This is a genomic window from Imhoffiella purpurea, from assembly GCF_000585215.1.
GTDB lineage: Bacteria > Pseudomonadota > Gammaproteobacteria > Chromatiales > Chromatiaceae > Imhoffiella > Imhoffiella purpurea.
This window is the reverse complement of sequence record NZ_AONC01000001.1, coordinates 56803-79703: the sequence shown is the minus strand read 5'-3', so window position 1 is coordinate 79703 and position 22901 is coordinate 56803. Positions and strand designations below refer to the sequence as shown.

The following is a 22901-nucleotide window of genomic DNA, read 5'->3' as shown; positions in this document are numbered from 1 at the left end:
TCGAGGCGAAAACTCGCTCGCGATCGCCCCGCGCTCCGGCGATCGAACCGCCGCCCCTAGGATTCATCCCGCCTTGCCGATCCTCAAAGGCATTGATAGATTAACGGCCCGATTGCCCAGCCGTTCCTGCACCCAGATTCCCACGCTGGTCCATTCGGACGTCACTCGAGGTGAGCGTTCGTCACCAACTGGAAGGTTACTACCAGATGTTTTTCCGAAGCATTCGCGGAATGTTCTCCAACGATCTGTCGATCGATCTTGGAACCGCAAACACGCTCATCTATATCCGCGGGCAGGGAATCGTGCTGAACGAGCCCTCGGTCGTTGCGGTTCGACACGACAAGACCAGCGGCAGCAAGATCGTTCTGGCGGTCGGGGAGGAGGCCAAGCAGATGCTCGGGCGCACCCCGCAGAACGTGACCGCGATCCGTCCCATGAAGGACGGCGTCATCGCCGACTTCACGGTCACGGAGAAGATGCTGCAGTATTTCATCCACAAGGTGCACGAGTCGAACATGCTGCAGCCCAGGCCGCGCGTGCTCATCTGCGTGCCCTGCGGATCGACCCAGGTGGAACGGCGCGCCATCAAGGAATCCGCCGCCGGAGCCGGCGCGCGCGAGGTCTATCTCATCGAGGAACCCATCTCGGCCGCGATCGGCGCCGGCCTCTCGGTTCACGAGCCGCGCGGCTGCATGGTGATCGACATCGGCGGCGGCACCTCCGAGGTCGCTGTCATCTCCCTCAACGGGATCGTGTATTCGGAATCGGTGCGGGTGGGTGGAGACACCTTCGACGACGCCATCGTGAATTACGTCCGCCGCAATTACGGCACCCAGATCGGCGAGGTGACGGCCGAGCGCATCAAGCACAGCATCGGCTCGGCCTTTCCGGGCAGCGAGGTGCTGGAGATCGACGTCAAGGGCCGCAGCCTCGCCGAGGGGGTGCCGCGCAGCTTCACCCTGAACAGCAACGAGATCCTGGAGGCCCTGCAGGAGCCGCTCTCGGTGGTGGTCGAGGCGGTGAAGATGGCCTTGGAGCAGACACCGCCCGAGCTGGGTGCCGACGTGGCGGAGCGCGGTATCGTGCTCACCGGCGGCGGCGCCCTGCTGCGCGATTTCGACCGGCTCATCGAGGAGGAGACGGGCCTTCCCGTCGTGGTCGCCGAGGATCCGCTGACCTGCGTGGCGCGAGGCGGCGGCCGCGCGCTGGAGATGCTCGACGCCCAGGAAACCGGTATGTTCGCTACCGAGTGACCGACCGCTCCGGAGGGCGGTCGGCGGCACTGCGTCGGCCATTCGCTCCGAGACCTCGTCGAGGACAACCATCATCAAACCGCTCTTCGCCAAAGGCCCTTCTCCGACCTTCCGCGTCATCGTGGCGGTGATCCTCTCGCTCGGCCTCATCATCGCCGACCACCGCTATCATCGGCTCGACCAGGTTCGTTCCGCCCTCTCGGTCGTGCTCTATCCCCTTCTGATCACCGCCAGCGAGCCGAGCAAGCTCGCCGATCTGGTCATGGAGCGGCTGAAGAGCCTGGACGATCTGCGCGGTTCCATCGCGGAACTGCACCGGGAGAATCTGCTGCTCAAGGCCCGGCAGCAGCAGTTCGAGGCATTGGAGGCGGAGAATTCGCGTCTGCGCGATCTGCTCGGCTCCTCGCTCGACGTCGGCGAGCGGGTCCTGATCGCCGAGATCCGCGCGGTGGAACTGGCACCCTATCGCCAACAGGTGATGGTCAACCGAGGGACCCGGTCGGGCGTCTTCGTCGGACAACCCGTCCTGGACGCCAATGCCGTCATGGGGCAGGTGATCCGGGCCACCCCCTTCTCGTCCGTCGTGCTGCTGATCACGGATGCGGATCATGCCCTGCCGGTCGAGATCAACCGCAACGGTCTGCGCACCATCGCGGCGGGAACCGGACTCAGCGACCAGCTGGAGCTCCTCTATATCCCCAAGAATGCAGACATCCGCGTCGGCGATCTGGTGGTGACCTCCGGACTCGACGGGCGCTTCCCCGCCGGCTACCCGGTCGCGCGCGTGGCACAGGTCCGGCAGGACCCGGCGAATCCCTTCACCACCGTGATCGCCGAACCGACCGCCAAGCTCGACCGCAGCCGCGAGGTCCTGCTCGTCTGGACGCTCGGGGATCAGGCCGCGCAGGCCAAGGCCCTGGCGGCCGAGCCGCCCAAGACCCGGGGCGACAAGTGAAGCGCGCACGACGCCCCCCCAGGCTCTGGCCGGTGGTCCTGAGCCTGATGCTGGCGATGCTGCTGACCGTCGTGCCCATGCCCGAGACACTGGAGGACTATCGTCCGCAATGGGTCGCGCTGGCGATCGTCTTCTGGTGTCTGGCCCTGCCGTTGCGCGTGGGCGTCTTCTGGGCCTTCGGGGCCGGACTGGCACTGGATATCCTGACCGGCTCGCTCCTGGGGGAACATGCCCTGAGCCTCTCGGTGTTGGCCTACCTGACCGGCATGCTGCGCTCGGGCATCCTGCTCTTTCCGCTCTGGCAGCAGGCATTCTTCATCTGGCTGCTGCTGCTGGTCGAGCGCCTGCTGTCGCTCTGGGTGATCGGCGCAACGGGTCAGCCGATGCCCCCTCTGAGCTACTGGTCCTCGACCTTCGGCAGCCTGCTGGTCTGGCCCTGGCTGTTCCTGGTGCTGCGGATCATCGGGCGCCGCATCGGGTCGCATTGAGCCATGCTCGAAAGCAGCCTGGAGGACCGCAGACGCGAGCAGCGCATCGTCGCATCGCGCGCCATCGTCGCGGGGGTGCTGGTGACGCTCGCACTCTGCGCCACCCTGCTGCGACTGGCACATCTGCAGGTGGAAGAGCACGAACATTACGCGGTCCTCTCCCAGGACAACCGGGTCAAGATCCTGCCGGTTCCGCCGACGCGCGGCTTCATCTACGACGCCAAGGAACGGCTGCTGGCCGACAACCATCCGAGTTTCTCGCTGGAGATCACGATGGAATCGGTGCCCGACCTGCAGCGGACGATCGAGGAGCTCGAGCGCATCATCCCGATCGACGACAAGGACCGCTCGCGCTTCGCGCGCCTCAAGCGTCAGCGCATGCGCTTCCAGGGCGTCCCCATTCGACTCAACCTCACCCCGACCGAGGTGGCCCGCTTCGCCGTCGACGCACACCGGTTCCCGGGCGTGGAGGTCCATGCCGAACTGATCCGCACCTATCCGCTCGCCGAGCTGACCGCGCATCCGCTCGGCTATGTCGGGCGCATCAACGAGCGCGACCTGACCACCATCGACGTCGGCAACTATGCCGGCACCAACTTCATCGGCAAGGGCGGGGTCGAAAAGGCGCACGAGGACGTGCTGCACGGCCGGGTCGGCTACCAGCAGGTCGAGGTCAACGCGCGGGGACGGATATTGCGCACGCTCGAAAGCACGCCCCCCACCCCGGGACAGGATCTGCTGCTCTACCTGGACATGGACATCCAGAAGGCGGCGACCGAGGCGCTGGGGGATTACCGGGGCTCCATCGTGGCCGTCGACCCGCGCAACGGCGGGGTGCTGGCACTGGTGAGCAATCCGAGCTACGACCCCAATCTGTTCGTGCAAGGCATCAGCCAGGCGGACTATGACGCACTGCTGCACGATCCCGACAAGCCGCTCTACAACCGCGCCATCCGCGGTCAGTATCCGCCGGGTTCGACGGTCAAGCCCTTCATCGGCCTGGGGGGATTGGCGACGGGAATGACCACGGTGGCCAAGACGATCCATTGCCCCGGCTATTTCACCCTTCCCGGCCAGAGTCACAGATTCCGCTGCTGGCGACGCGGCGGACACGGAAGCCTCAATCTGGAAGAGGCGATCGTCCAGTCCTGCGACGTCTATTTCTATTCGCTCGCCAATCACATGGGAATCAGGCGGCTGCATACCTTCCTCACCCAATTCGGATTCGGAGAGCGCACCGGCATCGACGTCTCGGGCGAACTCGGCGGACTCCTGCCCTCGCCCGAATGGAAGGAGCGGGCCCGCAAGCAACCCTGGTATCCGGGCGAAACGCTCATCGTCGGGATCGGCCAGGGCTACTTCCTGGCGACTCCGGTCCAGCTGGCCGTCGCCACGGCCGCCATGGCCAATCGCGGACGCTATATCCAACCCCGCCTGGCACGGGCCAAGCGACTGCCCGGGGAAACCAAAGAGAGCGAATTCCCTTTGATCTCCAGACAGATCGACGCCGGCAGTTCCCGCAATTGGGACGAGCTCATCAAGGACATGGCGCTGGTGGTGGAAGGCCCGCGCGGCACGGCCAAACGGATCCGCTCTCCCCACTACCGCATCGCCGGCAAAACCGGCACCGCGCAGGTCTTCACCATCGGCCAGAAGGAAACCTATCAAGACTCCAAGGTCTCCGAGCGCATGCGCGACCACGCGCTCTTCATCGCCTTCGCGCCGGTCGAGGACCCGCGCATCGCCGTCGCCGTCCTGGTCGAGAACGGCGGCCACGGCGGCTCCACGGCGGCCCCGCTCGCCCGCCAGGTCATCGACGCCTATCTCGGCGGTTCGCGCCTGTCGCCCTCGGAAGAGGCCGATCATGGGGATTAAGCCGGTATCGTCGCGGCTCGGCGCCAACGAGACCCAGCCGGAGATCGGACTGTTCCGACGCCTGCACATCGACCTGACGCTGCTGGTCGCACTCCTGGCGCTCTGCGGCTTCGGACTGATCGTGCTCTACAGCGCCAGCGACCAGGATCCGGGTACCATCCAGCGCCAGCTGATCCGGCTCGGACTCGCCATCGGCCTCATGGGCGCCATCGCTCAGATCCCACCCCAGACGCTGCGGCGCTGGTCCCCAGCACTCTATGGGGTCGGGGTGCTCATGCTGCTGGCCGTCCTCGTCGTCGGCGAGATCGGCAAGGGCGCGCAGCGCTGGCTCGATCTCGGGGTATTCCGCTTCCAGCCCTCGGAACTGCTCAAGCTGGCCGTTCCCATGACGCTGGCCTGGCTGCTCTCGTCGCGCCCCCTGCCGCCGCGCCTGCTCGGCATCTCGCTCGCCCTCGCGCTGACCATGGTCCCGGTTCTGCTGATCGCCAAGCAGCCCGACCTGGGGACCTCGCTGCTGGTCGCCAGCGCCGGCATCGCCGTGCTCTTCATGGCCGGCCTCAGCTGGCGCATGATCCTGGGCTTCGTCATCGTCGCCGCCGCCATCGCCCCCCTGGTCTGGTACGGGATGCACGACTATCAGCGGGCGCGGGTCCTGACCTTCCTCGACCCCCAGTCCGACCCCCTGGGCACCGGCTATCACATCATCCAGTCGCAGATCGCCATCGGCTCGGGGGGCATCTCGGGCAAGGGCTGGCTCAACGGCACCCAGTCGCACCTGGAATTCCTGCCCGAGCGCCACACCGACTTCATCTTCGCCGTGATCGGAGAGGAGTTCGGATTCACCGGCATCCTCGCCCTCCTGGCGCTCTATCTCTTCATCGTGATGCGCGGCCTCTTGATCGCCGCCCGGGCTCAAGACAATTACGGCCGTCTGCTCGCGGGCGCCCTGAGCCTGGTGTTCTTCGTCTACGTCTTCGTCAACACCGGCATGGTCTCGGGTCTGCTGCCCGTGGTCGGGGTCCCGCTGCCGCTGATCAGCTATGGCGGAACCTCGATGGTGACGCTCCTCACCGCGTTCGGCATCCTCATGTCGATCGAGACGCACAGACAGATAAAATAGCGCTATTATTGAACCGGTTCGCAGCGATATCGCAGGTCAATTCTAGAACCCCCGTCTTGGAGCCCGCATGTCAGCGCTTTCGCTCAAGATCGCTGGAGAAGGCATTGCCGGAGCCGCCGCCGGAATCGCCCTTGCGCTATTCTGCGCAGCCTCGTCGAGCGCCGCCGCCCCGGACGACTACCGGACGGGGAGCGAGCGTTTCATCGCCGACATCAGCGCCCGCCAGGGATTCGATGCCGACGCACTGCGCCGCCTGCTGGCCCGCGCCAGCTATCGCCAGTCGATCGTCGACGCCATGCGACGCCCCTACGAGGGCAAGCCCTGGCGGGATTACAGGACCCTCTTCCTCACCCCGGACCGCATCCGCGAAGGCGTTCGCTTCTGGCAGAACAACGCCGAGACCCTGGAGCGCGCCGAGTCCACCTATGGGGTCAAGCCCGAAATCATCGTCGCCATCATCGGGATCGAAACCAACTATGGCGCCAACCTCGGCTCCTATCCCATCCTCGACGCACTGACCACGCTGGGATTCGCCTATCCCCCGCGCGCCGATTTCTTTCGCGCCGAGCTCGAAGAATTCCTGCTTCTGACCCGCGAGGAGGATATCGACCCGCTGACCGCGACCGGCTCCTACGCCGGGGCCATGGGCAAACCCCAGTTCATCGCCTCGAGCTACCGCGACTATGCCGTCGATTTCGATGGTGACGGGAAACGCGATCTCTGGAACAGCGACCCGGACGTCATCGGCAGCGTCGCCAACTATTTCAGCCGACACGGCTGGCGCGCCGGGGAGTCGACCGCCCATCGGACCCGATTGGCGGACGAACCTCCCGTCGCGCTGACCATCGCCGAAAAACGACCGCTCGCCCCCAACCTGACGGCCGGAGCGCTCCGCGATGCCGGTTTCGACTGGAACGTCAACCTCCCCGCCGACACCCGGGTGACCCTGATGCGTCTCGACGGCGACGGGGACGAATACTGGATCGGCCTCGCCAACTTCTACGTCATCACCCGCTACAACCACAGCAACCTCTATGCGATGGCGGTGCATCAACTGAGCGAGGCGATCCGCACCGGCCACCTCGGCGAATCCTGATCGCCCCGACCCAGAGACCGACCACGATGCGACACGACCCGACCGCTACCCCCCGAAGACGCCAGGAATCCAATGAGATCGAGCTCGGAGTTCGGATCGCGGCCTGCCTGCTCTGCGTCGGCACCCTGGCCGGAATCGGCGGCTGCTCCAGCACGGGCGATCTCGCCGATGGCGACGAGATCCCAGCCAGGATCGCCCGCATTCCCGACGCGGTCCCCAAGGTCGAGCCGCTCGCCGCGTCCGGCAACCCGTCCTCCTACGTGGTCGGGGGCAAGCGCTATTACCCGATACGCAACAGCCGGGGCCACGTCGAGCGCGGCCTCGCCTCCTGGTACGGCAGACCCTTCCACGGCCGCAAGACCAGTTCGGGCGAGATCTACGACATGAACGCCATGACGGCGGCGCACAAGACGCTGCCCCTGCCGACCTATGCCAGGGTGACCAACATGGAGAACGGCCGCAGCGTGGTCATCCGCATCAACGATCGAGGCCCCTTCCACGGATCGCGCATCATCGACCTGTCCTACACCGCGGCGGTCAAGCTGGGCGTGGTCAAGAAGGGAACCGCGATGGTCGAGGTCCGCGCCATCGATCCGCGCCGCCCGGCATCGGATCCCGGCCCCTTCCTGGCCGAACAGACGCCTCGATCACCGCGGCCCGCCCAACGGGCCGCGACGACACTGGCCGCGCACGCGACGCGAACGCAGCGCACTCGGCCCATGTATCTCCAGATCGGCGCCTTCGGCCAGCTCGAGAACGCCGAAAAGCTGCGTCTGCGACTCGGCAGCCAACTGGGTGCCGAGCAGGTTCGCGTCATCGACCCGCAACCCGAAGAAACGCCCCTCTATCGGGTGCGCATCGGCCCACTCGCCTCCGAGCAGGACGCCGATCGGGTGACGCGACGGCTGGCCAGCCTCGGCCTGGAGCGGCCCAGAAGGGTGAGCAACTGAGCCAGGGACGGATGCCAAATCGCGAACCGCAGGGTTAGAATAGCTGGGTATCGACCCGCCATTCCAAATTCCCGGACCTTCCATGAAATCAGCATTGAAGCTCGCGCTGCCGTTCCTGCTCGTTTGCCTCTTGCCACTGTCGGCCGTGATCGCGGCCCCGGCCCAGCCAGCTCCGGAAGTCGCCGCCAAGGGCTATCTGCTCGTCGATTTCAACAGCGGCAAGGTACTGGCCGAGAACAACGCCGACGAGAGACTCGAACCGGCCAGCCTGACCAAGATCATGACCGCCTATGTGGTCTTTCGCGAGATCGCAGCGGGGCGCATCGGCCTGACCGATCAGGTCCTGGTCAGCGAAAAGGCCTGGCGCACCGGCGGTTCGCGCATGTTCATCGAGGTCGGCACGCAGGTCAGCGTCGAGGACCTGCTGAAGGGGATGATCATCCAATCCGGCAACGACGCCAGCGTCGCGCTGGCCGAACACGTCGCCGGCAGCACCGAGGCCTTCGCCAACCTCATGAACGCGAATGCCAAACGGCTCGGGATGGAGAACACCCATTTCACCAACCCCAACGGCCTGCCCGATCCCGATCTCTACACGACCGCGCGCGATCTGGCCAAGGTCACCATGGCCCTGATCCGCGAATTTCCCGACTTCTACAGCTGGTACGGCTCCAAGGAGTTCACATACAACGAGATCACCCAGCCGAACCGCAACCCATTGCTGAAGCGCGACCCCTCGGCCGACGGCGTCAAGACGGGTCACACCAACGCCGCCGGCTACTGTCTGGTCGGCTCGGCCAAGCGCGACGACATGCGGCTGGTGTCGGTCGTCATGGGAGCCGCCAGCCCCAATGCCAGGGCCCAGGCCAGTCTGGCTCTACTGAACTGGGGATTCCGCTATTTCGAGAGTCACAGCCTCTATCCGGCCGATCAGCCGATCGAGAACCTGCGCGTCTGGTATGGCCAACAGGAGACGCTTCCAGTCGGACCCGAGGCCGATGTCGTCGCCACCATTCCACGCGGATCCTACAGCCGACTGAGCGCGCGCCTCGAAAAGACCGCCGAGCTCAACGCGCCCATCGCCAAGGGCACCCGTATCGGCGATATCGTGGTGACCCTGGGCGAGAACGAGATCATCCGCGCACCTCTGGTCGCACTGCAGGACGTGCCCGAGGGCGGGCTCTGGCGCAAGGCCAAGGACAGCGTATTGCAGATGTTCTGAGGCCGCACCGCGCGGCGTCGGGCTGCACTCGGTCGGTTCGGTGACCCGGACGGCCCGGGGGCATAGGCGACAGACAACCGATCGAATCGAACGCATCGTGAACGCAGACAATAACGAGGCTCAGGTCTACCTCAACGGCCAGTTCATTCCGGCCGATCAGGCCAGGATCCCGATCATGGATCGGGGCTTTCTATTCGGCGACGGCGTCTACGAGGTGGTCCCCAGCTACGGCGGGCATTTCCTCGGGCTGGAGCCGCATCTCGACCGGCTGGACTCCAGTCTGGACGCCATCCGTCTGCGCAACCCGCTCAGCCGCGAGTCGTGGCGTTCGGTGATGCGCCGCCTGATCGGCGCGCCTCCAGCCCCGGATCAGTCGGTCTATCTCCAGGTGACCCGCGGCGTCGCGCCCGTGCGCGATCACCTCTGCCCGGAGGATGTCGAGCCGACGGTCTTCGCCGTCGCCAACCCGATCAAGCCGCGCCGGCCCGAGATCGCCACCCAAGGCGTCACCTGCATCACCCGGCCGGACATCCGCTGGCTGCGCGGCGAGATCAAATCCATCTCCCTGCTCGCAGCAGTCATGATGCGCCGCGAGGCCGAGGACGAGGGCGCGCTCGAGGCCATCATGGTCCGCGACGGCATGGTGACCGAAGGCGCCGTCTCGAACGTCTTCATGGTGCACCGGGGCCGTCTGATCACGCCGCCGACCGGTCATCTGCTCCTGACCGGCGTCACCCGCCAGCTCGCGCTCGCGCTCGCCAGGGAGCACGACTTGGAATTTCTCGAGACCCAGATCCCGATCGACGATCTGAGGGAGGCCGACGAGATCTGGCTGAGCAGTTCGACCCGCGAGGTACTTCCGGTCACCCGGCTCGACGGCCAGCCGGTTGGCAACGGACGACCCGGCCCCATGTGGCAACGCATGGACGCGCTCTATCAGCAATACAAAGAGGAGGTGCGCCTTGGCCGAATCTGAAACCGAAGAGACCCTGCTCGAATTCCCGTGCCGTTTCCCCATCAAGGCGATGGGCAAGGCCGAGAGCGGTCTCGAGACCGCCGTGATCGAGATCGTCTCCAGACATGCCCCCGGATTCGACGATGCGCAGATCTCGACGCGCCCCAGCCGAGGCGGCAAATGGATTGCCGTGACCGTGGTGATCGAGGCCCACAGCAAGCCTCAGCTCGACGCCATCTACCAGGAGCTCACCGCCCACGAGCTGGTGGTGTGGGCGCTGTGACCGACACCCTCTGCGACAATCCGCATCCATTCCTGCTCAGACGACTGCCCGGCCTCCAGGATTACGGGGACACGCTCGAGGCGATGCGCCGCTTCACCGACAGCCGCGCCCCGGACACGCTGGACGAAATCTGGCTCCTCGAGCATCCGCCGGTCTTCACGCTCGGCCAGGCCGGCCGCCGCGAACATCTGCTCGACCCGGGCGACATCCCGGTCATCCAGGTGGATCGGGGCGGACAGGTGACCTACCACGGACCCGGGCAGCTGGTCGCCTACATGCTGCTCGATCTCAGACGCATCGGCTTCGGGGTCAAGCGGTTCGTGAACATGCTGGAACAGTCGGTCATCGAGCTGCTCGACAGCTACGGAATCGATGCCGCACGCCGCCAGGACGCCCCCGGCGTCTATGTCGCCGACGCCAAGATCGCCTCGCTGGGGCTGCGGATCCGCAACGGCTGCAGCTATCACGGACTCTCCCTCAACGTGTCGATGGATCTGGAGCCCTTTCGCCGCATCAACCCCTGCGGCTACGCCGGGCTGGCGATGACGCAGATCTCGGACCTGGTGTCGGGCGTATCGGTCGCCGACGCCGGCAACGCGCTGATCGCGACCCTGGGAAAGGTCTTCGACCTGCGCATGCTGGGCCAGGTCCGCCCGAAATGACCTGACTCGATCGGCGAGACTCAGCAGCACTCCTCCTCGATCTTGTCGAGCAGATCCAGCCCCTCGGCGTGCTGGTAGTGCTCGAAGAGCTCGCGGATATAATTGACCTGACTGCCGACGAGAAAGAGCTCGTCCTGCCCCATCCCCGCGTTCTCGATCAGTTTCCGCTCGAAATAGTCTTGCCAGGCAGACGGCCGATCGCCGTCGGCGAGACAGTCGCGGATATAGACGACGACCTGGCGGGCATAGTCGTCACACTCGATCCCCTCGAACGTGACATAGCGGTCGACTTTTGCGGCAGTGGATTGCACCTCTGGATACCTCATTGGGAGCTGTCATGTCAGAGACCCGACAAAGGCCCCCGCGACCCATCCCTCACGATCGGCGGGCAGACATTACAAGCGGCTGATTTCAAAAGATTGAACGATTCCATCTAGGCTGATTCTGGGTTCAGCCTAGATTCACGAAGCAGGATGCTTGCCAGCTTTCCATGACACTTCGCACCCCCACCTCGAGCGGACGGACAGGGTTGCGCGCGCTCTTCGATGAGGATGAACGCCCGCAAACGAACTGCCACCATGCTGTTGTTTCCAAGAAAATTCCGGCACGGATTTCCTGGGTGTATAAGTGCACGTGCCGCGGACATTGCCTTCACGTCAATCAATTGCGTACCTACGTACAATGAAAATCGAAATCAAGCCTAGCTCCAATCTTTCCACAGCACTAAAGGATGAGCTTATTCGACTATGCACTGAGGCTTACGAAGAACAGTATGAGGAAATACTGGACGAACTTGGCCCAGCGACGCACCTCCTTGGATTCATAGAAGAGCGCCTTATAGCGCATGCTTTATACATCAACCGGAATCTTCAAACAAATGATCGCTCATTCAGAACAGCATTTGTCGAAGCAGTCGCCGTGCTTCCAGAGCTGCAAGGCCAAGGGTTTGGCTCCAAGATCATGAGCGCAATTCCGAAGCTGCTGAATTCGTTTGATTTAGCTGCACTTTCACCTTCAGAGGAGTCGTTTTACTCGCGCCTTGGGTGGGAGCTATGGAAGGGGCCACTCTTTTATCGCAGTCTGCATGGAGAGCAGATTGAAACGCCCGATGAACAAGTGATGATCTACCGGCTTCCACTAACTGGGGATTTAGATCTCAACAGCAGCCTTTCATGCGAATGGAGAAAAGGAGATATTTGGTGAGGGCGAACAATACGCGGCTCTCTTGCGATTGGCGTGGATAACCGGCATGGAGGCATCTGATTCATACCATCGACCGAGCGCACGGGGGGTTTCTGAAGGGATTGGCCGGCAATGCCGTGAGCTTTCCGGCGACGAGATATGCAGTGGTGATGAGATGGCCGACCGTGCCATAGTCTCGCGCCTTGGCCTTGGCGGCCTGGATCTGCCCTTTCGCTGCCTCGACCCGCCCCTTGGGGAGCTTGGAGTCGAAGGCGTTGAGAATGCCGTCCAGTGCGCGGAATAACGCGAGCGACAACACATGCCCACGCAGGTACTTCGGCGACTTGGACGATCAAAGCGATCAGCCTGGATATGAGGCCGAGCGGCCATCGCACAGCAGGATGGTCGGGAGGGGCGAGGAGCGGAACGAAAGACGGCTGACCGAGAGGCCAGCCGTCGAGTCGCAGGGATGAGCGAGAAAGCGGCTTAGAGGATGTAGCCGCGCTCGTCGTGCTGCGAGAGGTCGAGACCTTCGGTCTCTTGCTCTTCGGTCACGCGCAGACCGATCGTGGCCTTCAGGACCAGAAGGATGAGCAGGCTGACCACGCCGCCGTAGACCAGAGTCGCCATGACCGACAGGAACTGGATCCAGACCTGGCCGCCGATGCTCATACCGTCGGCCAGGCCGGAGCCGCCCAGGCTGGCGTCGGCGAAGACGCCGGTCAGGATGGCGCCGACGATACCGGCCACGCCGTGCACGCCCCAGACGTCGAGCGAGTCGTCATAGCCGAGCCAGTGCTTGACCTTGGTCGAGGCGATGAAGGCGAAGAGCGCGCCGGAGAAGCCGATGACGATGGCGCCCATGGGACCGGCGGTGCCGGATGCCGGGGTGATGGCGACCAGACCGGCGACGGCGCCGGTGGCGATACCCAGGACGGACGGCTTGCCGTGGCTGATCCACTCGGCGAACATCCAGGTCAGTGCCGCGGCGGCGGTGGCCAGCTGGGTGACCGTCATGGCCATGCCGGCGGTACCGTCGGCGGCCAGCTCGGAACCCGCGTTGAAGCCGAACCAGCCGACCCACAGCATGGAGGCGCCCATCACGGTCAGGCCCAGGTTGTGCGGAGGCATGGCGGTGGTCGGATAGCCCTTGCGCTTGCCGAGCACCAGCGCGGCCATGAGCGCGGCGACGCCCGCGTTGATGTGAACGACGGTACCGCCGGCGAAGTCCAGCGCACCCATCTCGCCGACCCAGCCGCCGCCCCAGACCCAGTGGGCGATGGGGGCATAGACCAGGGTCACCCAGAGGGCCATGAAGATCAGCATGGCGGAGAACTTCATGCGCTCGGCGAAGGCGCCGACGATGAGTGCCGGGGTGATGATCGCGAAGGTCATCTGGAAGGTCATGAAGAGCGACTCGGGGATGGAGCCGGACATGGCGTCGACCGTGACCCCGGAAAGGAACATCTTGTCCAGACTGCCGACCCAGGCGTTCATGGACCCGCCGTCGGTAAAGGCCATGCTATAGGCATAGAACGCCCAGAGGATGCTCATCATGCAGGTGATGGCGAAGCACTGCATGAGCACGGACAGCACGTTCTTGGAGCGCACCAGGCCGGCGTAGAAGAGCGAGAGACCGGGAATGGTCATGAAGAGGACCAAGGCGGTCGCGGTCAGCATCCATGCGGTGTCGCCGCTGCTCAGTGCCGGCTCGTCCTGACCGAAGGCCAGGAGGGGCATGAAGGTCAGCAAAACCGCGGACAGGGGCTTTGCGAGGCTCAGGTTGCGAATCGATTTCACCGTTTACGTCTCCCAGTCCGTATCAAAGCGCGTCGGAGCCGGTCTCGCCGGTCCGGATGCGGATGACCTGATCCAGGTCGAACACGAAGATCTTGCCGTCACCGATCTTGCCGGTGCGGGCCGCGGTGCTGATCGCCTCGATGACCTTGTCGACCATGGTATCGTCGACGGCGATCTCGACCTTGATCTTCGGAAGGAAGTCCACGACGTACTCGGCGCCGCGATAGAGTTCTGTGTGGCCCTTTTGACGGCCGAAACCCTTGACCTCGATGACGGTGATACCGGACACGCCGATATCGCCGAGCGCCTCGCGCACGTCGTCGAGCTTGAAGGGTTTGATGACGGCTGAAACCAGTTTCATTGCGTATTAGCTCCTGGATGAGACCAAAGCGCGGGATACTATGGCCTATTGGTTCAAGGCGCGGGATGCGCAGCGATCAAAATTCCTTGTTCCAGCCGATCCAGATCTTCGGATCATCGTCGTAGGTCTCACGGCCGATCTGATCGTAGTTGAAGCTGAAGGTGCCGAACTCGCCGGCCTCGCGGCTCACCGAAACACCCCAGTGACCGTAGTCGTTGCCGCCGTCGTTGTAGCGGAAGTCGTAGTAGCCGCCATGCAGGTTCAGGCCCAACTCGTAGGGGAGCGCGAAGTCGAGCGCGGCATGGTAGTAGAGATCGCCTTCGTCGAAGGTCGCGTCGCCATTGTCGACGCCCGGAACATCGTCCGCCTGACCGTAGAAGGTGTAGGCGATACCGGCACTGAGCCACTTGTAGCTGACGCCGGCGCCGACCTCGGCGAAATCGGAGTCACGAGCGTCCGGATAGGCGTAGTAGATGACGTTCAGATCGTAGCTGAAGTCATCGGTGATGGACTGCCCGAAGCCAGCGTAGAGGTCCCACTCGTAGTTGGTGTCGTTGCCGTAGGCGTCCTCGAAGTCGACGTTGGAGACCCAGGTGCCGGCCGAGAAGCCGCTGCTGTGGGCATAGTCGATGCCGCCCTGGATCGCGGGCTGATCGTCGGTCTGGGTCTGACCGCGCCAGATGTAGTTGCTGACCGCGCCGATGTTGGCGCTGACGGAATGCGGCCCCTCGCCCTCGGCGAGCGCGACCTGGAAGGCGCCTGCACTCATGGTGACTGCGCCAAGGACGACGGCGGCGCGGATTGGATTTGCGTTCATGCGTATCTACCTCTCGATGATCCGGGCAACGTTCGAGGATGTCGGGAAGGCTGGCCAGAGCCCGGAATATCCCGGCCGCCCCTGATGTCGTACTGGCGGCAGATGCATGTAACATGCCAGAAACCTATTTTGGTGGAGACGCCACGTTCTCGCCATCATGTACCAAAGGCACAACAGGTGAACGCACCAAAACGAAGCATGCACCCACGTACAAACCGAATGAAGCACCAAAATAGGGCGCCAGTCCAACGCAGACGCGGCCGTCCGCGCCCCCTATAATGAGCAGCCATCCACTGCATCCAAGTCCCCCTGTCCGTGGCGCGCAGCCCATGCGCATCGGGACGGATGTCGCCCTGAATCGATTCACTGGCCCCAACGGCCCCGTGAGAGGTAACCCATGTTGGATCCGAAACAATTCGAGGACCTGGTACAGCGACTGTCCTCCTCCATGCCGAAAGGCCTGCAGATGTTGCACGAAGACATCAACCGCAACGTCCGTGCCTCGGTCGAATCCGGTCTCGCGCGTCTGGACCTGGTGACCCGCGAGGAATTCGACGTCCAGTCCGCCGTCCTGGCCCGCTCGCGCGCCAAGATCGCCGCGCTCGAGGCCCAGGTCGCGGCGCTCGAGCAGGCCCTCGCGGCCGGCCGGCCGGACAGCCACTGACGGCACAGCGGGCGATTTGGCGCTCTGCGTTCTCCATAGCCGCGCGCGGGTCGGCATCCATGCGCCGCCGGTGACGGTGGAGGTCCACCTGACGGGCGGATTGCCCTCGCTGTCCATGGTCGGCCTGCCCGAACTGGCGGTGAAGGAGAGCAAGGACCGCGTCCGCGGCGCCCTGCTCAACGGCCGTTTCCAGTTCCCCGATGGCCGGGTGACCATCAATCTGGCCCCGGCGGACCTGCCCAAGGAGGGCGGACGCTTCGATCTGCCGATCGCACTCGGAATCCTCGGCGCCTCGGGACAGGTCGCGCCAAACGCACTCGAGGATCTCGAATTCGTCGGCGAACTGGCCCTGTCGGGCGAGCTGCGTCCGGTCGATGGCGTCCTCCCGGTGGCGCTCGCGGCGCGCGATGCCGGACGCGAGCTGATCCTGCCGCATGCCAACGCCGCCGAGGCGGCCGTGGTCGACGGGCTGACCCTGAGGCCGGCACGCCATCTGATGGAGGTCTGCGAACACCTCAACGGCACCCAGGCGCTCACGGCCCATGTGTCCGAACCTGCGGGGCACGCCGATCCGGCCTATCCGGATCTCGCCGAGGTCCGAGGTCAGGAGCATGCCAAGCGCGCCCTGGAGGTGGCCGCGGCCGGACAGCATCACATCCTCATGCTGGGGCCGCCGGGTTCGGGCAAGTCGATGCTGGCCAACCGCCTGCCGGGCCTGCTGCCTCCGCTCACGGATTCCGAGGCGCTCGAGGCGGCGGCCATCCGCTCGGTCAGCGGCCGCGCCCCGTTCGACCCCATCGAGTGGCGCCGCCGGCCCTTTCGCTCGCCGCACCACACGGCGTCCGGCGTGGCGCTGGTCGGCGGCGGCAGCAACCCGCGTCCGGGAGAGATCTCGCTGGCACACCGGGGCGTGCTCTTTCTCGACGAGCTGCCCGAGTTCGAGCGCAAGGTGCTGGAGGTGCTGCGCGAACCATTGGAGTCGGGATGCATCGACATCGCCCGGGCGGCGCGCCAGGCGCGCTTTCCGGCCCAATTCCAGCTGGTCGCGGCCATGAACCCCTGTCCCTGCGGCTATCTCGGCGATGCGAACGGCGGCTGCCGCTGCTCGCAGGATCAGATCGCCCGCTATCGCGCGCGTCTCTCTGGCCCCTTGCTCGACCGAATCGACATGCATGTGGAGGTTCCACGACTGGAGATCTCGCACCTGACCGGTCCGACACCCAAGGAGACCGAGTCGACGGCGGTCGTGCGGCATCGTGTCGTCGTGGCGCGGGAACGACAGATCGCCCGCACCGGCAAGCCGAACGCCCTGATGACCCCGCCCGAGATCGAGCGCCACTGCGCCCTGGACGCCGCCGGCCAACGGCTGATGGAACAGGCGCTGACCCGGCTCGCGCTCTCGGCCCGGGCCTATCACCGGATCCTCAAGGTGGCACGCACCATCGCCGACCTGCAGGATGCACCGGCCATCAGCCCGACGCACCTCGGCGAGGCAATCGGCTATCGCCGGCTGGATCGCGGCGCGTCCGGCGGCTGACCGCCGGCCTGCGACGGCGACCCATCCTCAGAACCCACACCAGAACAAGCTGCGCGGCCTTTCGGCCGCCCCGACCGGATCATCATGCTGCAACTCCAAGGTCTGAGTTTTCGCCGCGGTCCCAACCTGCTGCTCGAGGACGCCTCGCTCACCATCTACCCGGGCCAGAAGGTCGGGCTGGTTGGCGCGAACGGCTGCGGCAAATCGAGCCTCTTCGCCCTGCTGCTCGGCGACCTCCATGCCGACAGCGGCGAGGTCTCCATCCCGCCCGGATGGGAGATCGCCCATGTCGCCCAGCACACCCCCGACACCGACCGCCCCGCGATCGAGTTCGTCCTCGACGGCGACCGCGAGCTGCGCCGGATCGAGCGCGACCTGGCGGCGGCCGACGCCGCCGGCGACGGCATCCGCCACGGCGAACTGCTCGGCCTCTTCGAATCCATCGACGGCTATGGCGCCGAGAGCCGCGCCGCCCGTCTGCTGCACGGCCTCGGCTTCGCCCCGGGCGACGAACGACGCCCGGTGAACAGCTACTCGGGCGGCTGGCGCATGCGCCTGGCCCTGGCGCGCACCCTCATGTGCCGCTCGGACCTGCTGCTGCTCGACGAGCCCACCAACCACCTGGATCTGGACGCGGTCATCTGGCTCGAGGGCTGGCTCAAGGCCTATCCGGGCACCCTCGTCCTCATCTCGCACGACCGCGACTTCCTGGACGCCGTCGCCAGCCACATCCTGCATCTCGAGCATCGGCATCTCAATTATTACGCCGGAAACTATTCGGCCTTCGAGCGCCAGCGCGCCGAGCGCCTGGCCCAGCAGCAGGCCGCCTATGTGCGCCAGCAGCGCGAGATCGCCCACATGCACAGCTTCGTGGAGCGCTTCCGCGCCAAGGCGACCAAGGCGCGCCAGGCCCAGAGCCGGATCAAGGCGCTGGAGCGCATGGAGCTGATCGCACCGGCGCACGTCGACTCGCCCTTCCGTTTCGGCTTCGAGCCGGCGCAGCACCTGCCGCGCCCCTTGCTGCGGCTCGACCAGGCGGCGGCCGGATACGGCGAACGCCCCATCATCGAAGGGGTCGGAATGACCCTGGAGCCCGGCGACCGCATCGGACTGCTCGGACGCAACGGGGCCGGCAAATCGACCTTCATCAAGGTCTTGGCCGGCGAGCTTTCGCTGCTGTCGGGACGCTGCGAGCGCGCCCAGGAACTCAAGCTCGGCTATTTCGCCCAGCATCAGCTCGACCAGCTGCGCCCGGACGACACCCCGCTCGGTCATCTGCGACGCCTGGACCCGGAGGCGACCGAACAGACGCTGCGCAACTATCTGGGCGGATTCGGTTTCGCTGGCGATCGCGCCCTCGACCCCATAGCACCATTGTCGGGCGGCGAGAAGGCGCGCCTGGTGCTCGCGCTCATCATCCGCCAGCGCCCCAACCTGCTGCTGCTCGACGAGCCGACCAACCACCTCGACCTGGAGATGCGTCATGCGCTGAGCGAGGCGCTCCAGGAATTCGAGGGCGCCCTGGTCCTGGTCTCGCACGACCGTCATCTGCTCCGAGTCACCAGCGACACCTTGCTGCTGGTCGACGCCGGACGGGTGGCGCCCTTCGACGGCGATCTGGACGACTACCCGGCCTGGCTGGCCGGACGCGACGGCACGACGGACCAAACGCCCGAGGACCGGACCGCGCGCGAGGGCGGCGACCGCAAGCAGCAGCGGCGTCAGGCCGCCGAGGTGCGAAAGATGCTGCAGCCGTTGCGCAAGCAGGAACGGGATCTGGAGCGGCGCATGGCCGAACTCCAGTCGCGAGGGACGACGCTCGAACAGACCTTGACCGCCCCCGAGCTCTACGAGGCCGACGCCAAGGACAGATTGCTGACGATGCTCGCCGAACAGCGTCAGATCAAGGCCGACCTGGAAGCGGCCGAGGAGGCCTGGCTCGAGGTCTGCGAAAGCATCGAGCGTCTTCAGGAAGAGATGGGCTGAGGACATGAGGAGACTGGCCGTGAAGAGAGCCAGACATCCCGCGCTCGCGGCCTGGCGGCGCAACTGGAAGCGCATCGAGCGCCCAGTCCGACGTCTGGCGCTCGCGGCCATGACCGCGCTCCCGATCTTCGCGGTCTGGCCCTACGCCACGCTATGGCAGCTCGACCAGGCGCTGGCCGCGCAGGATCGAGAGACACTGTCCAAGCTGGTGGACCTGGAGGCCGTTCGCGACGCGCTGGGGAACCGCCTGAACAAGGAGCATCCGAGCGACATCGGTGGCCTCTCGGACGCCTTCATCGACTGGCTCGAGTCGGGACTGCGCCAGACCGGTTCCGAGCAGTTCCTGGACCGCTGGGTGACGCTCGACTGGATCGCCGAGCGCCTGAGCTCGAAGCGTCATGGCGACCAGGGTATTCGCGACGCCCTGACCTACGCCTTCTTCGAGGACCCGATCGATTTCCGCGTCCGTCTCGGCCCGAGGAATGCCGACCCCTTGATTCTGAGACTGCGCTTCCAGGGGCTTGGCTGGCGAATCGTGATGCTTTATTACTGAAAAGGCGCTGTCGGCCTCCGGCCGTCAGCGATCGGCATTTCGTCATCAGCCAGTCAGGATTTCCCGGTACACCCGCATGGTCGAACCCAAGATCGCCGCATCGGCGCGCGCCAGACAACTCGTCGCCCCATTGCTCGTCCCGAGCGACGCGCCCTTCAAGGACTACCTGAGGGCGACAGACTATTGCACGGCCGTGATGAACTACACCGAGTCGCAGGACGACCGGGAGTACCTGGCGCAGTGGCGCGCGGCCTTCACCGCCCTGATGGTCGCCAACGAAGAGGATCGCGCGGCCCTCATCAAACAGTTGCGCAAGGATTTCCAGTACGACCGTTCCCCCCTGGCCTCCTTGAAGCCGGTCCGTCGAAGAACGACCTGATGGAAGGGGCCTCACCGAGGGCAAACCTACCCATCCTCGTCACCAGAAGCGCGTATCATCCGGAAAGGAGCCCTCGGCTTCCGGACTCCAACGGCCAGCCATCGCCCGAATCGGCCCGCTCGCGACCCATGGATGCCGAAGGCCGGGATAAGCTCTGCATTACAACGGCTGGAGTTTCACTGCTGGCGGCCGGCCGCTCTTTTCGGGATCATCGGCTCAGACTCCACACGAACGCAGAAGGATACACGGCGCATGTCTTCTCTGAACAAACCGATCCAGAACCGACCGAACGACCACTTCCTCGACCTGCCCCCCCTGCCGATGGACGCAGAGGGCCTCGCCGACGGCTTCAGCCGGTATTACGCCTACACCTTCGGGCGCGACCACGACTGCCAGTCGGCCTACTATCCCTACAAGGCGCTGGCCATGACGCTGCGCGACCGTCTGATGGAGCGCTGGAAGCAGACCCGCGCCGCCTACGACGACAGCAAGTGCAAGCGCGCCTACTATCTGTCCCTGGAGTTCCTGATGGGACGGGCGCTCTCGAACGCCACGCTCAACCTCGGGCTCGACCAGGCCGCCGAGCAGGGGCTCTACCAATTGGGTCTGGCCCTCGAGGAAATCGCCTCGAGCGAGCCGGATCCCGGACTCGGTAACGGCGGTCTCGGACGGCTGGCGGCCTGCTTCCTCGACTCCTGCGCCACGCTGCAGCTGCCGGTCCGAGGCTATGGCCTGCGTTACGAGTACGGCATGTTCCGCCAGCTGATCGAGAAGGGGGCGCAGGTCGAGGAGCCCGATCACTGGCTGCGCGACGGCAACCCCTGGGAGCTGGAGCGCCCGGAATTCACCCAGCGCATCCCCTTCGGCGGCCGCACCGAGTCCCACCGCGACCACCGGGGCCGGACCATCGTCCGCTGGGTGGACACCCACGACGTGCTGGCGGTCCCCTACGACATCCCGGTGCCGGGCTACCGCAACGACACGGTCAACACGCTCCGGCTGTGGAAGTCCGCCGCCACGGACGAGTTCGACCTGGACGAGTTCAACGCCGGCAGCTATCCCGAGTCGGTCGCCCAGAAGAACGCGGCCGAGCACATCACCATGGTGCTCTACCCCAACGATGCCAGCGAGAACGGCAAGGAGCTGCGCCTGCGCCAGCAGTTCTTCCTCGCCAGCGCCAGCATCAAGGACGTCCTGCGCGACTGGATCCGGCTGCACGGCCACGACTTCAGCCGCTTCGCCGAGCTGAACAGCTTCCAGCTCAACGACACCCACCCGGCGGTCTCGGTCGCCGAGCTGATGCGCCAGCTGATCGACGAGCATGATCTGGAGTGGGACGAGGCCTGGGACATCACCAGCCACACCATGGCCTACACCAACCACACGCTGCTGCCGGAGGCGCTGGAGCGCTGGCCGGTACGACTGTTCCGCCAGCTGCTGCCGCGCATCCTGGAGATCATCTACGAGATCAACGCCCGCTTCCTGGCCGAGGTGGCCCTGCGCTGGCCGGGGGACAACGATCGTCTGCGGCGCATGTCGCTGATCGAGGAGGGCGACGATCCCCAGATGCGCATGGCCTATCTGGCCATCGTCGGCAGCTATTCGGTCAACGGCGTGGCCGCGCTGCATTCAACCCTATTGGTCGAGGGTCTGTTCAAGGACTTCCACGAACTCTGGCCCCACAAGTTCAACAACAAGACCAACGGGGTCACGCCGCGCCGCTGGCTCGCCCAGTGCAATCCGGGATTGCACGAGCTGCTCGACGAGACCATCGGCACCGAATGGGTCTGCGATCTCGCACAGCTCTCCAAGCTCGCGCCCTATGCCGACGACGCCGCCTTCCGCAAACGCTGGCACGCGATCAAGCAGGACAACAAGCGCCGTCTCGCCGAGCAGATCTCCCAGATCTGCCGGATCGACCTTCCCCTGGACGCCATCTTCGACGTCCAGGTCAAGCGCATCCACGAATACAAGCGCCAGCTGCTCAACATCCTGCACGTCATCCATCTCTACAGCCGAATCAAGCAGGGAGACACCCAGGACTGGACGCCGCGCTGCGTCCTCGTCGGCGGCAAGGCCGCGCCCGGCTATTACATGGCCAAGCAGATCATCAAGCTGATCAACAACGTGTCCCAGGTGATCAACAAGGATCCCGCCACCGAGGGTCTGCTGCGGGTCGCCTTCATCCCCGACTACCGCGTCTCGCTGATGGAGGTGATCGCCCCGGGAACCGATCTGTCGGAACAGATCTCGACCGCCGGCAAGGAGGCGTCCGGGACCGGAAACATGAAGTTCATGATGAATGGAGCCGTGACCATCGGCACCCTGGACGGCGCCAACATCGAGATCCGCGAGAAGGTGGGCGAGGAGAACTTCTTCCTCTTCGGACTGACGGCGGCCGGAGTCGACTCGTTGCGCCACCACTACGACCCCAATGGAATCATCGCCTCGGATCCAACCCTGAGGAACGTGATCAATCTGCTCGAATGCGGGCACTTCAACCAGTTCGAGCCCGGCATCTTCGACGCCATCATCCACTCGATCCGCAACCCGCACGACCCCTGGATGACGGCGGCGGACTTCGCCAGCTATGTCGAGGCCCAGGAGCAAGCGGCCGCCACCTATCGGGATCCCGAGCGCTGGCAGCGCATGAGCATCCTCAACTCGGCCTGCAGCGGCTATTTCTCCTCGGACCGCACCATCGCCGAATACAACCAGGACATCTGGCACCTTCCGACCGTCAAGCCCAGCCGATAAGGTAAG

Annotated in this window: 23 protein-coding genes; 18 read left to right on the top strand and 5 right to left on the bottom strand. The window is 65.1% G+C overall.

Going from position 1 to position 22901, the window contains the following annotated elements; translation table 11 throughout:
* The first annotated feature begins 206 nt into the window (after positions 1-206).
* The 11 genes from D779_RS00320 (at position 207) to lipB (ending at position 10859) form a co-directional block, all read left to right on the top strand.
* Positions 207-1253, top strand: a complete 1047-nt coding sequence (locus tag D779_RS00320; protein WP_043747728.1) for a rod shape-determining protein — start codon at positions 207-209, stop codon at positions 1251-1253.
* A gap of 121 nt (positions 1254-1374) precedes the next feature.
* A complete protein-coding gene (gene mreC / locus D779_RS00315; protein WP_232424024.1) occupies positions 1375-2208 on the top strand; it encodes a rod shape-determining protein MreC in 834 nt (277 codons plus the stop codon).
* The gene (gene mreD / locus D779_RS00310; protein WP_043747726.1) at positions 2205-2696 is read left to right on the top strand and encodes a rod shape-determining protein MreD; all 492 of its coding nucleotides are present in this window, start codon (positions 2205-2207) and stop codon (positions 2694-2696) included. Before mreC ends, mreD begins: the two co-directional genes overlap by 4 nt.
* 3 nt (positions 2697-2699) lie before the next feature.
* Positions 2700-4571: a penicillin-binding protein 2 gene (gene mrdA / locus D779_RS00305; RefSeq protein WP_043747724.1), complete on the top strand. Its 1872-nt coding sequence runs from the start codon at positions 2700-2702 to the stop codon at positions 4569-4571.
* Positions 4561-5691, top strand: a complete 1131-nt coding sequence (gene rodA, locus D779_RS00300; protein WP_052347613.1) for a rod shape-determining protein RodA — start codon at positions 4561-4563, stop codon at positions 5689-5691. The genes mrdA and rodA overlap by 11 nt, the downstream gene beginning before the upstream one ends.
* Before the next feature lie 67 nt (positions 5692-5758).
* Entirely contained in the window at positions 5759-6787 is a 1029-nt protein-coding gene (gene mltB, locus D779_RS00295) for a lytic murein transglycosylase B (RefSeq protein ID WP_052347611.1), read from the top strand.
* Positions 6788-6813: 26 nt separating this feature from the next.
* Entirely contained in the window at positions 6814-7737 is a 924-nt protein-coding gene (locus D779_RS00290; protein ID WP_052347609.1) for a septal ring lytic transglycosylase RlpA family protein, read from the top strand.
* Between the two features lie 82 nt (positions 7738-7819).
* On the top strand, positions 7820-8959 hold the full coding sequence (locus D779_RS00285) for a D-alanyl-D-alanine carboxypeptidase family protein (RefSeq protein WP_043747723.1): 1140 nt from the start codon (positions 7820-7822) through the stop codon (positions 8957-8959).
* Positions 8960-9134: 175 nt separating this feature from the next.
* Positions 9135-9935, top strand: a complete 801-nt coding sequence (locus D779_RS00280) for a D-amino acid aminotransferase (RefSeq protein ID WP_052347623.1) — start codon at positions 9135-9137, stop codon at positions 9933-9935.
* The gene (locus tag D779_RS00275) at positions 9922-10197 is read left to right on the top strand and encodes a YbeD family protein (RefSeq protein ID WP_043747719.1); all 276 of its coding nucleotides are present in this window, start codon (positions 9922-9924) and stop codon (positions 10195-10197) included. Before D779_RS00280 ends, D779_RS00275 begins: the two co-directional genes overlap by 14 nt.
* The gene (gene lipB / locus D779_RS00270) at positions 10185-10859 is read left to right on the top strand and encodes a lipoyl(octanoyl) transferase LipB (RefSeq protein WP_043747717.1); all 675 of its coding nucleotides are present in this window, start codon (positions 10185-10187) and stop codon (positions 10857-10859) included. Before D779_RS00275 ends, lipB begins: the two co-directional genes overlap by 13 nt.
* 20 nt (positions 10860-10879) lie before the next feature.
* Here lipB and cowN read toward each other — a convergent pair whose 3' ends face one another.
* The gene (cowN, locus tag D779_RS00265; protein WP_081763241.1) at positions 10880-11170 is read right to left on the bottom strand and encodes a N(2)-fixation sustaining protein CowN; all 291 of its coding nucleotides are present in this window, start codon (positions 11168-11170) and stop codon (positions 10880-10882) included.
* A gap of 370 nt (positions 11171-11540) precedes the next feature.
* Between cowN and D779_RS21405 the strand changes: the two genes are divergently transcribed.
* Positions 11541-12062: a GNAT family N-acetyltransferase gene (locus D779_RS21405; RefSeq protein ID WP_081763240.1), complete on the top strand. Its 522-nt coding sequence runs from the start codon at positions 11541-11543 to the stop codon at positions 12060-12062.
* Positions 12063-12123: 61 nt separating this feature from the next.
* Here D779_RS21405 and D779_RS00260 read toward each other — a convergent pair whose 3' ends face one another.
* The 4 genes from D779_RS00260 to D779_RS00245 all read right to left on the bottom strand — a co-directional run bounded on the left by D779_RS00260 (position 12124) and on the right by D779_RS00245 (position 15019).
* Positions 12124-12357 carry a transposase gene (locus tag D779_RS00260; RefSeq protein ID WP_043747713.1) on the bottom strand — a complete coding sequence of 78 codons (234 nt, stop codon included), beginning with the start codon at positions 12355-12357 and terminating at the stop codon, positions 12124-12126.
* 170 nt (positions 12358-12527) lie between these two features.
* Positions 12528-13781 (bottom strand): ammonium transporter, encoded by a 1254-nt coding sequence (locus tag D779_RS00255; protein ID WP_052347617.1) that lies wholly within the window; start codon positions 13779-13781, stop codon positions 12528-12530.
* A gap of 82 nt (positions 13782-13863) precedes the next feature.
* Entirely contained in the window at positions 13864-14202 is a 339-nt protein-coding gene (locus D779_RS00250) for a P-II family nitrogen regulator (RefSeq protein ID WP_043747711.1), read from the bottom strand.
* 76 nt (positions 14203-14278) lie between these two features.
* A complete protein-coding gene (locus D779_RS00245) occupies positions 14279-15019 on the bottom strand; it encodes a TorF family putative porin (RefSeq protein ID WP_043747709.1) in 741 nt (246 codons plus the stop codon).
* A 397-nt stretch (positions 15020-15416) separates the two neighbouring features.
* Between D779_RS00245 and ubiK the strand changes: the two genes are divergently transcribed.
* The 6 genes from ubiK (at position 15417) to D779_RS00215 (ending at position 22895) form a co-directional block, all read left to right on the top strand.
* Positions 15417-15683 carry a ubiquinone biosynthesis accessory factor UbiK gene (gene ubiK / locus D779_RS00240; RefSeq protein WP_043747707.1) on the top strand — a complete coding sequence of 89 codons (267 nt, stop codon included), beginning with the start codon at positions 15417-15419 and terminating at the stop codon, positions 15681-15683.
* A gap of 16 nt (positions 15684-15699) precedes the next feature.
* Positions 15700-17220, top strand: coding sequence for a YifB family Mg chelatase-like AAA ATPase (locus tag D779_RS00235; protein WP_043747705.1), 1521 nt, complete (start codon positions 15700-15702; stop codon positions 17218-17220).
* Between the two features lie 84 nt (positions 17221-17304).
* Positions 17305-19206 (top strand): ATP-binding cassette domain-containing protein, encoded by a 1902-nt coding sequence (locus D779_RS00230; protein ID WP_043747703.1) that lies wholly within the window; start codon positions 17305-17307, stop codon positions 19204-19206.
* Between the two features lie 19 nt (positions 19207-19225).
* Positions 19226-19759, top strand: coding sequence for a DUF2939 domain-containing protein (locus D779_RS00225; RefSeq protein WP_157726284.1), 534 nt, complete (start codon positions 19226-19228; stop codon positions 19757-19759).
* A 76-nt stretch (positions 19760-19835) separates the two neighbouring features.
* On the top strand, positions 19836-20138 hold the full coding sequence (locus tag D779_RS00220; protein WP_043747698.1) for a hypothetical protein: 303 nt from the start codon (positions 19836-19838) through the stop codon (positions 20136-20138).
* A gap of 252 nt (positions 20139-20390) precedes the next feature.
* Complete coding sequence (locus D779_RS00215; RefSeq protein WP_043747695.1) at positions 20391-22895, top strand: glycogen/starch/alpha-glucan phosphorylase; 2505 nt, start codon at positions 20391-20393, stop codon at positions 22893-22895.
* The last annotated feature ends 6 nt before the right edge of the window (positions 22896-22901 follow it).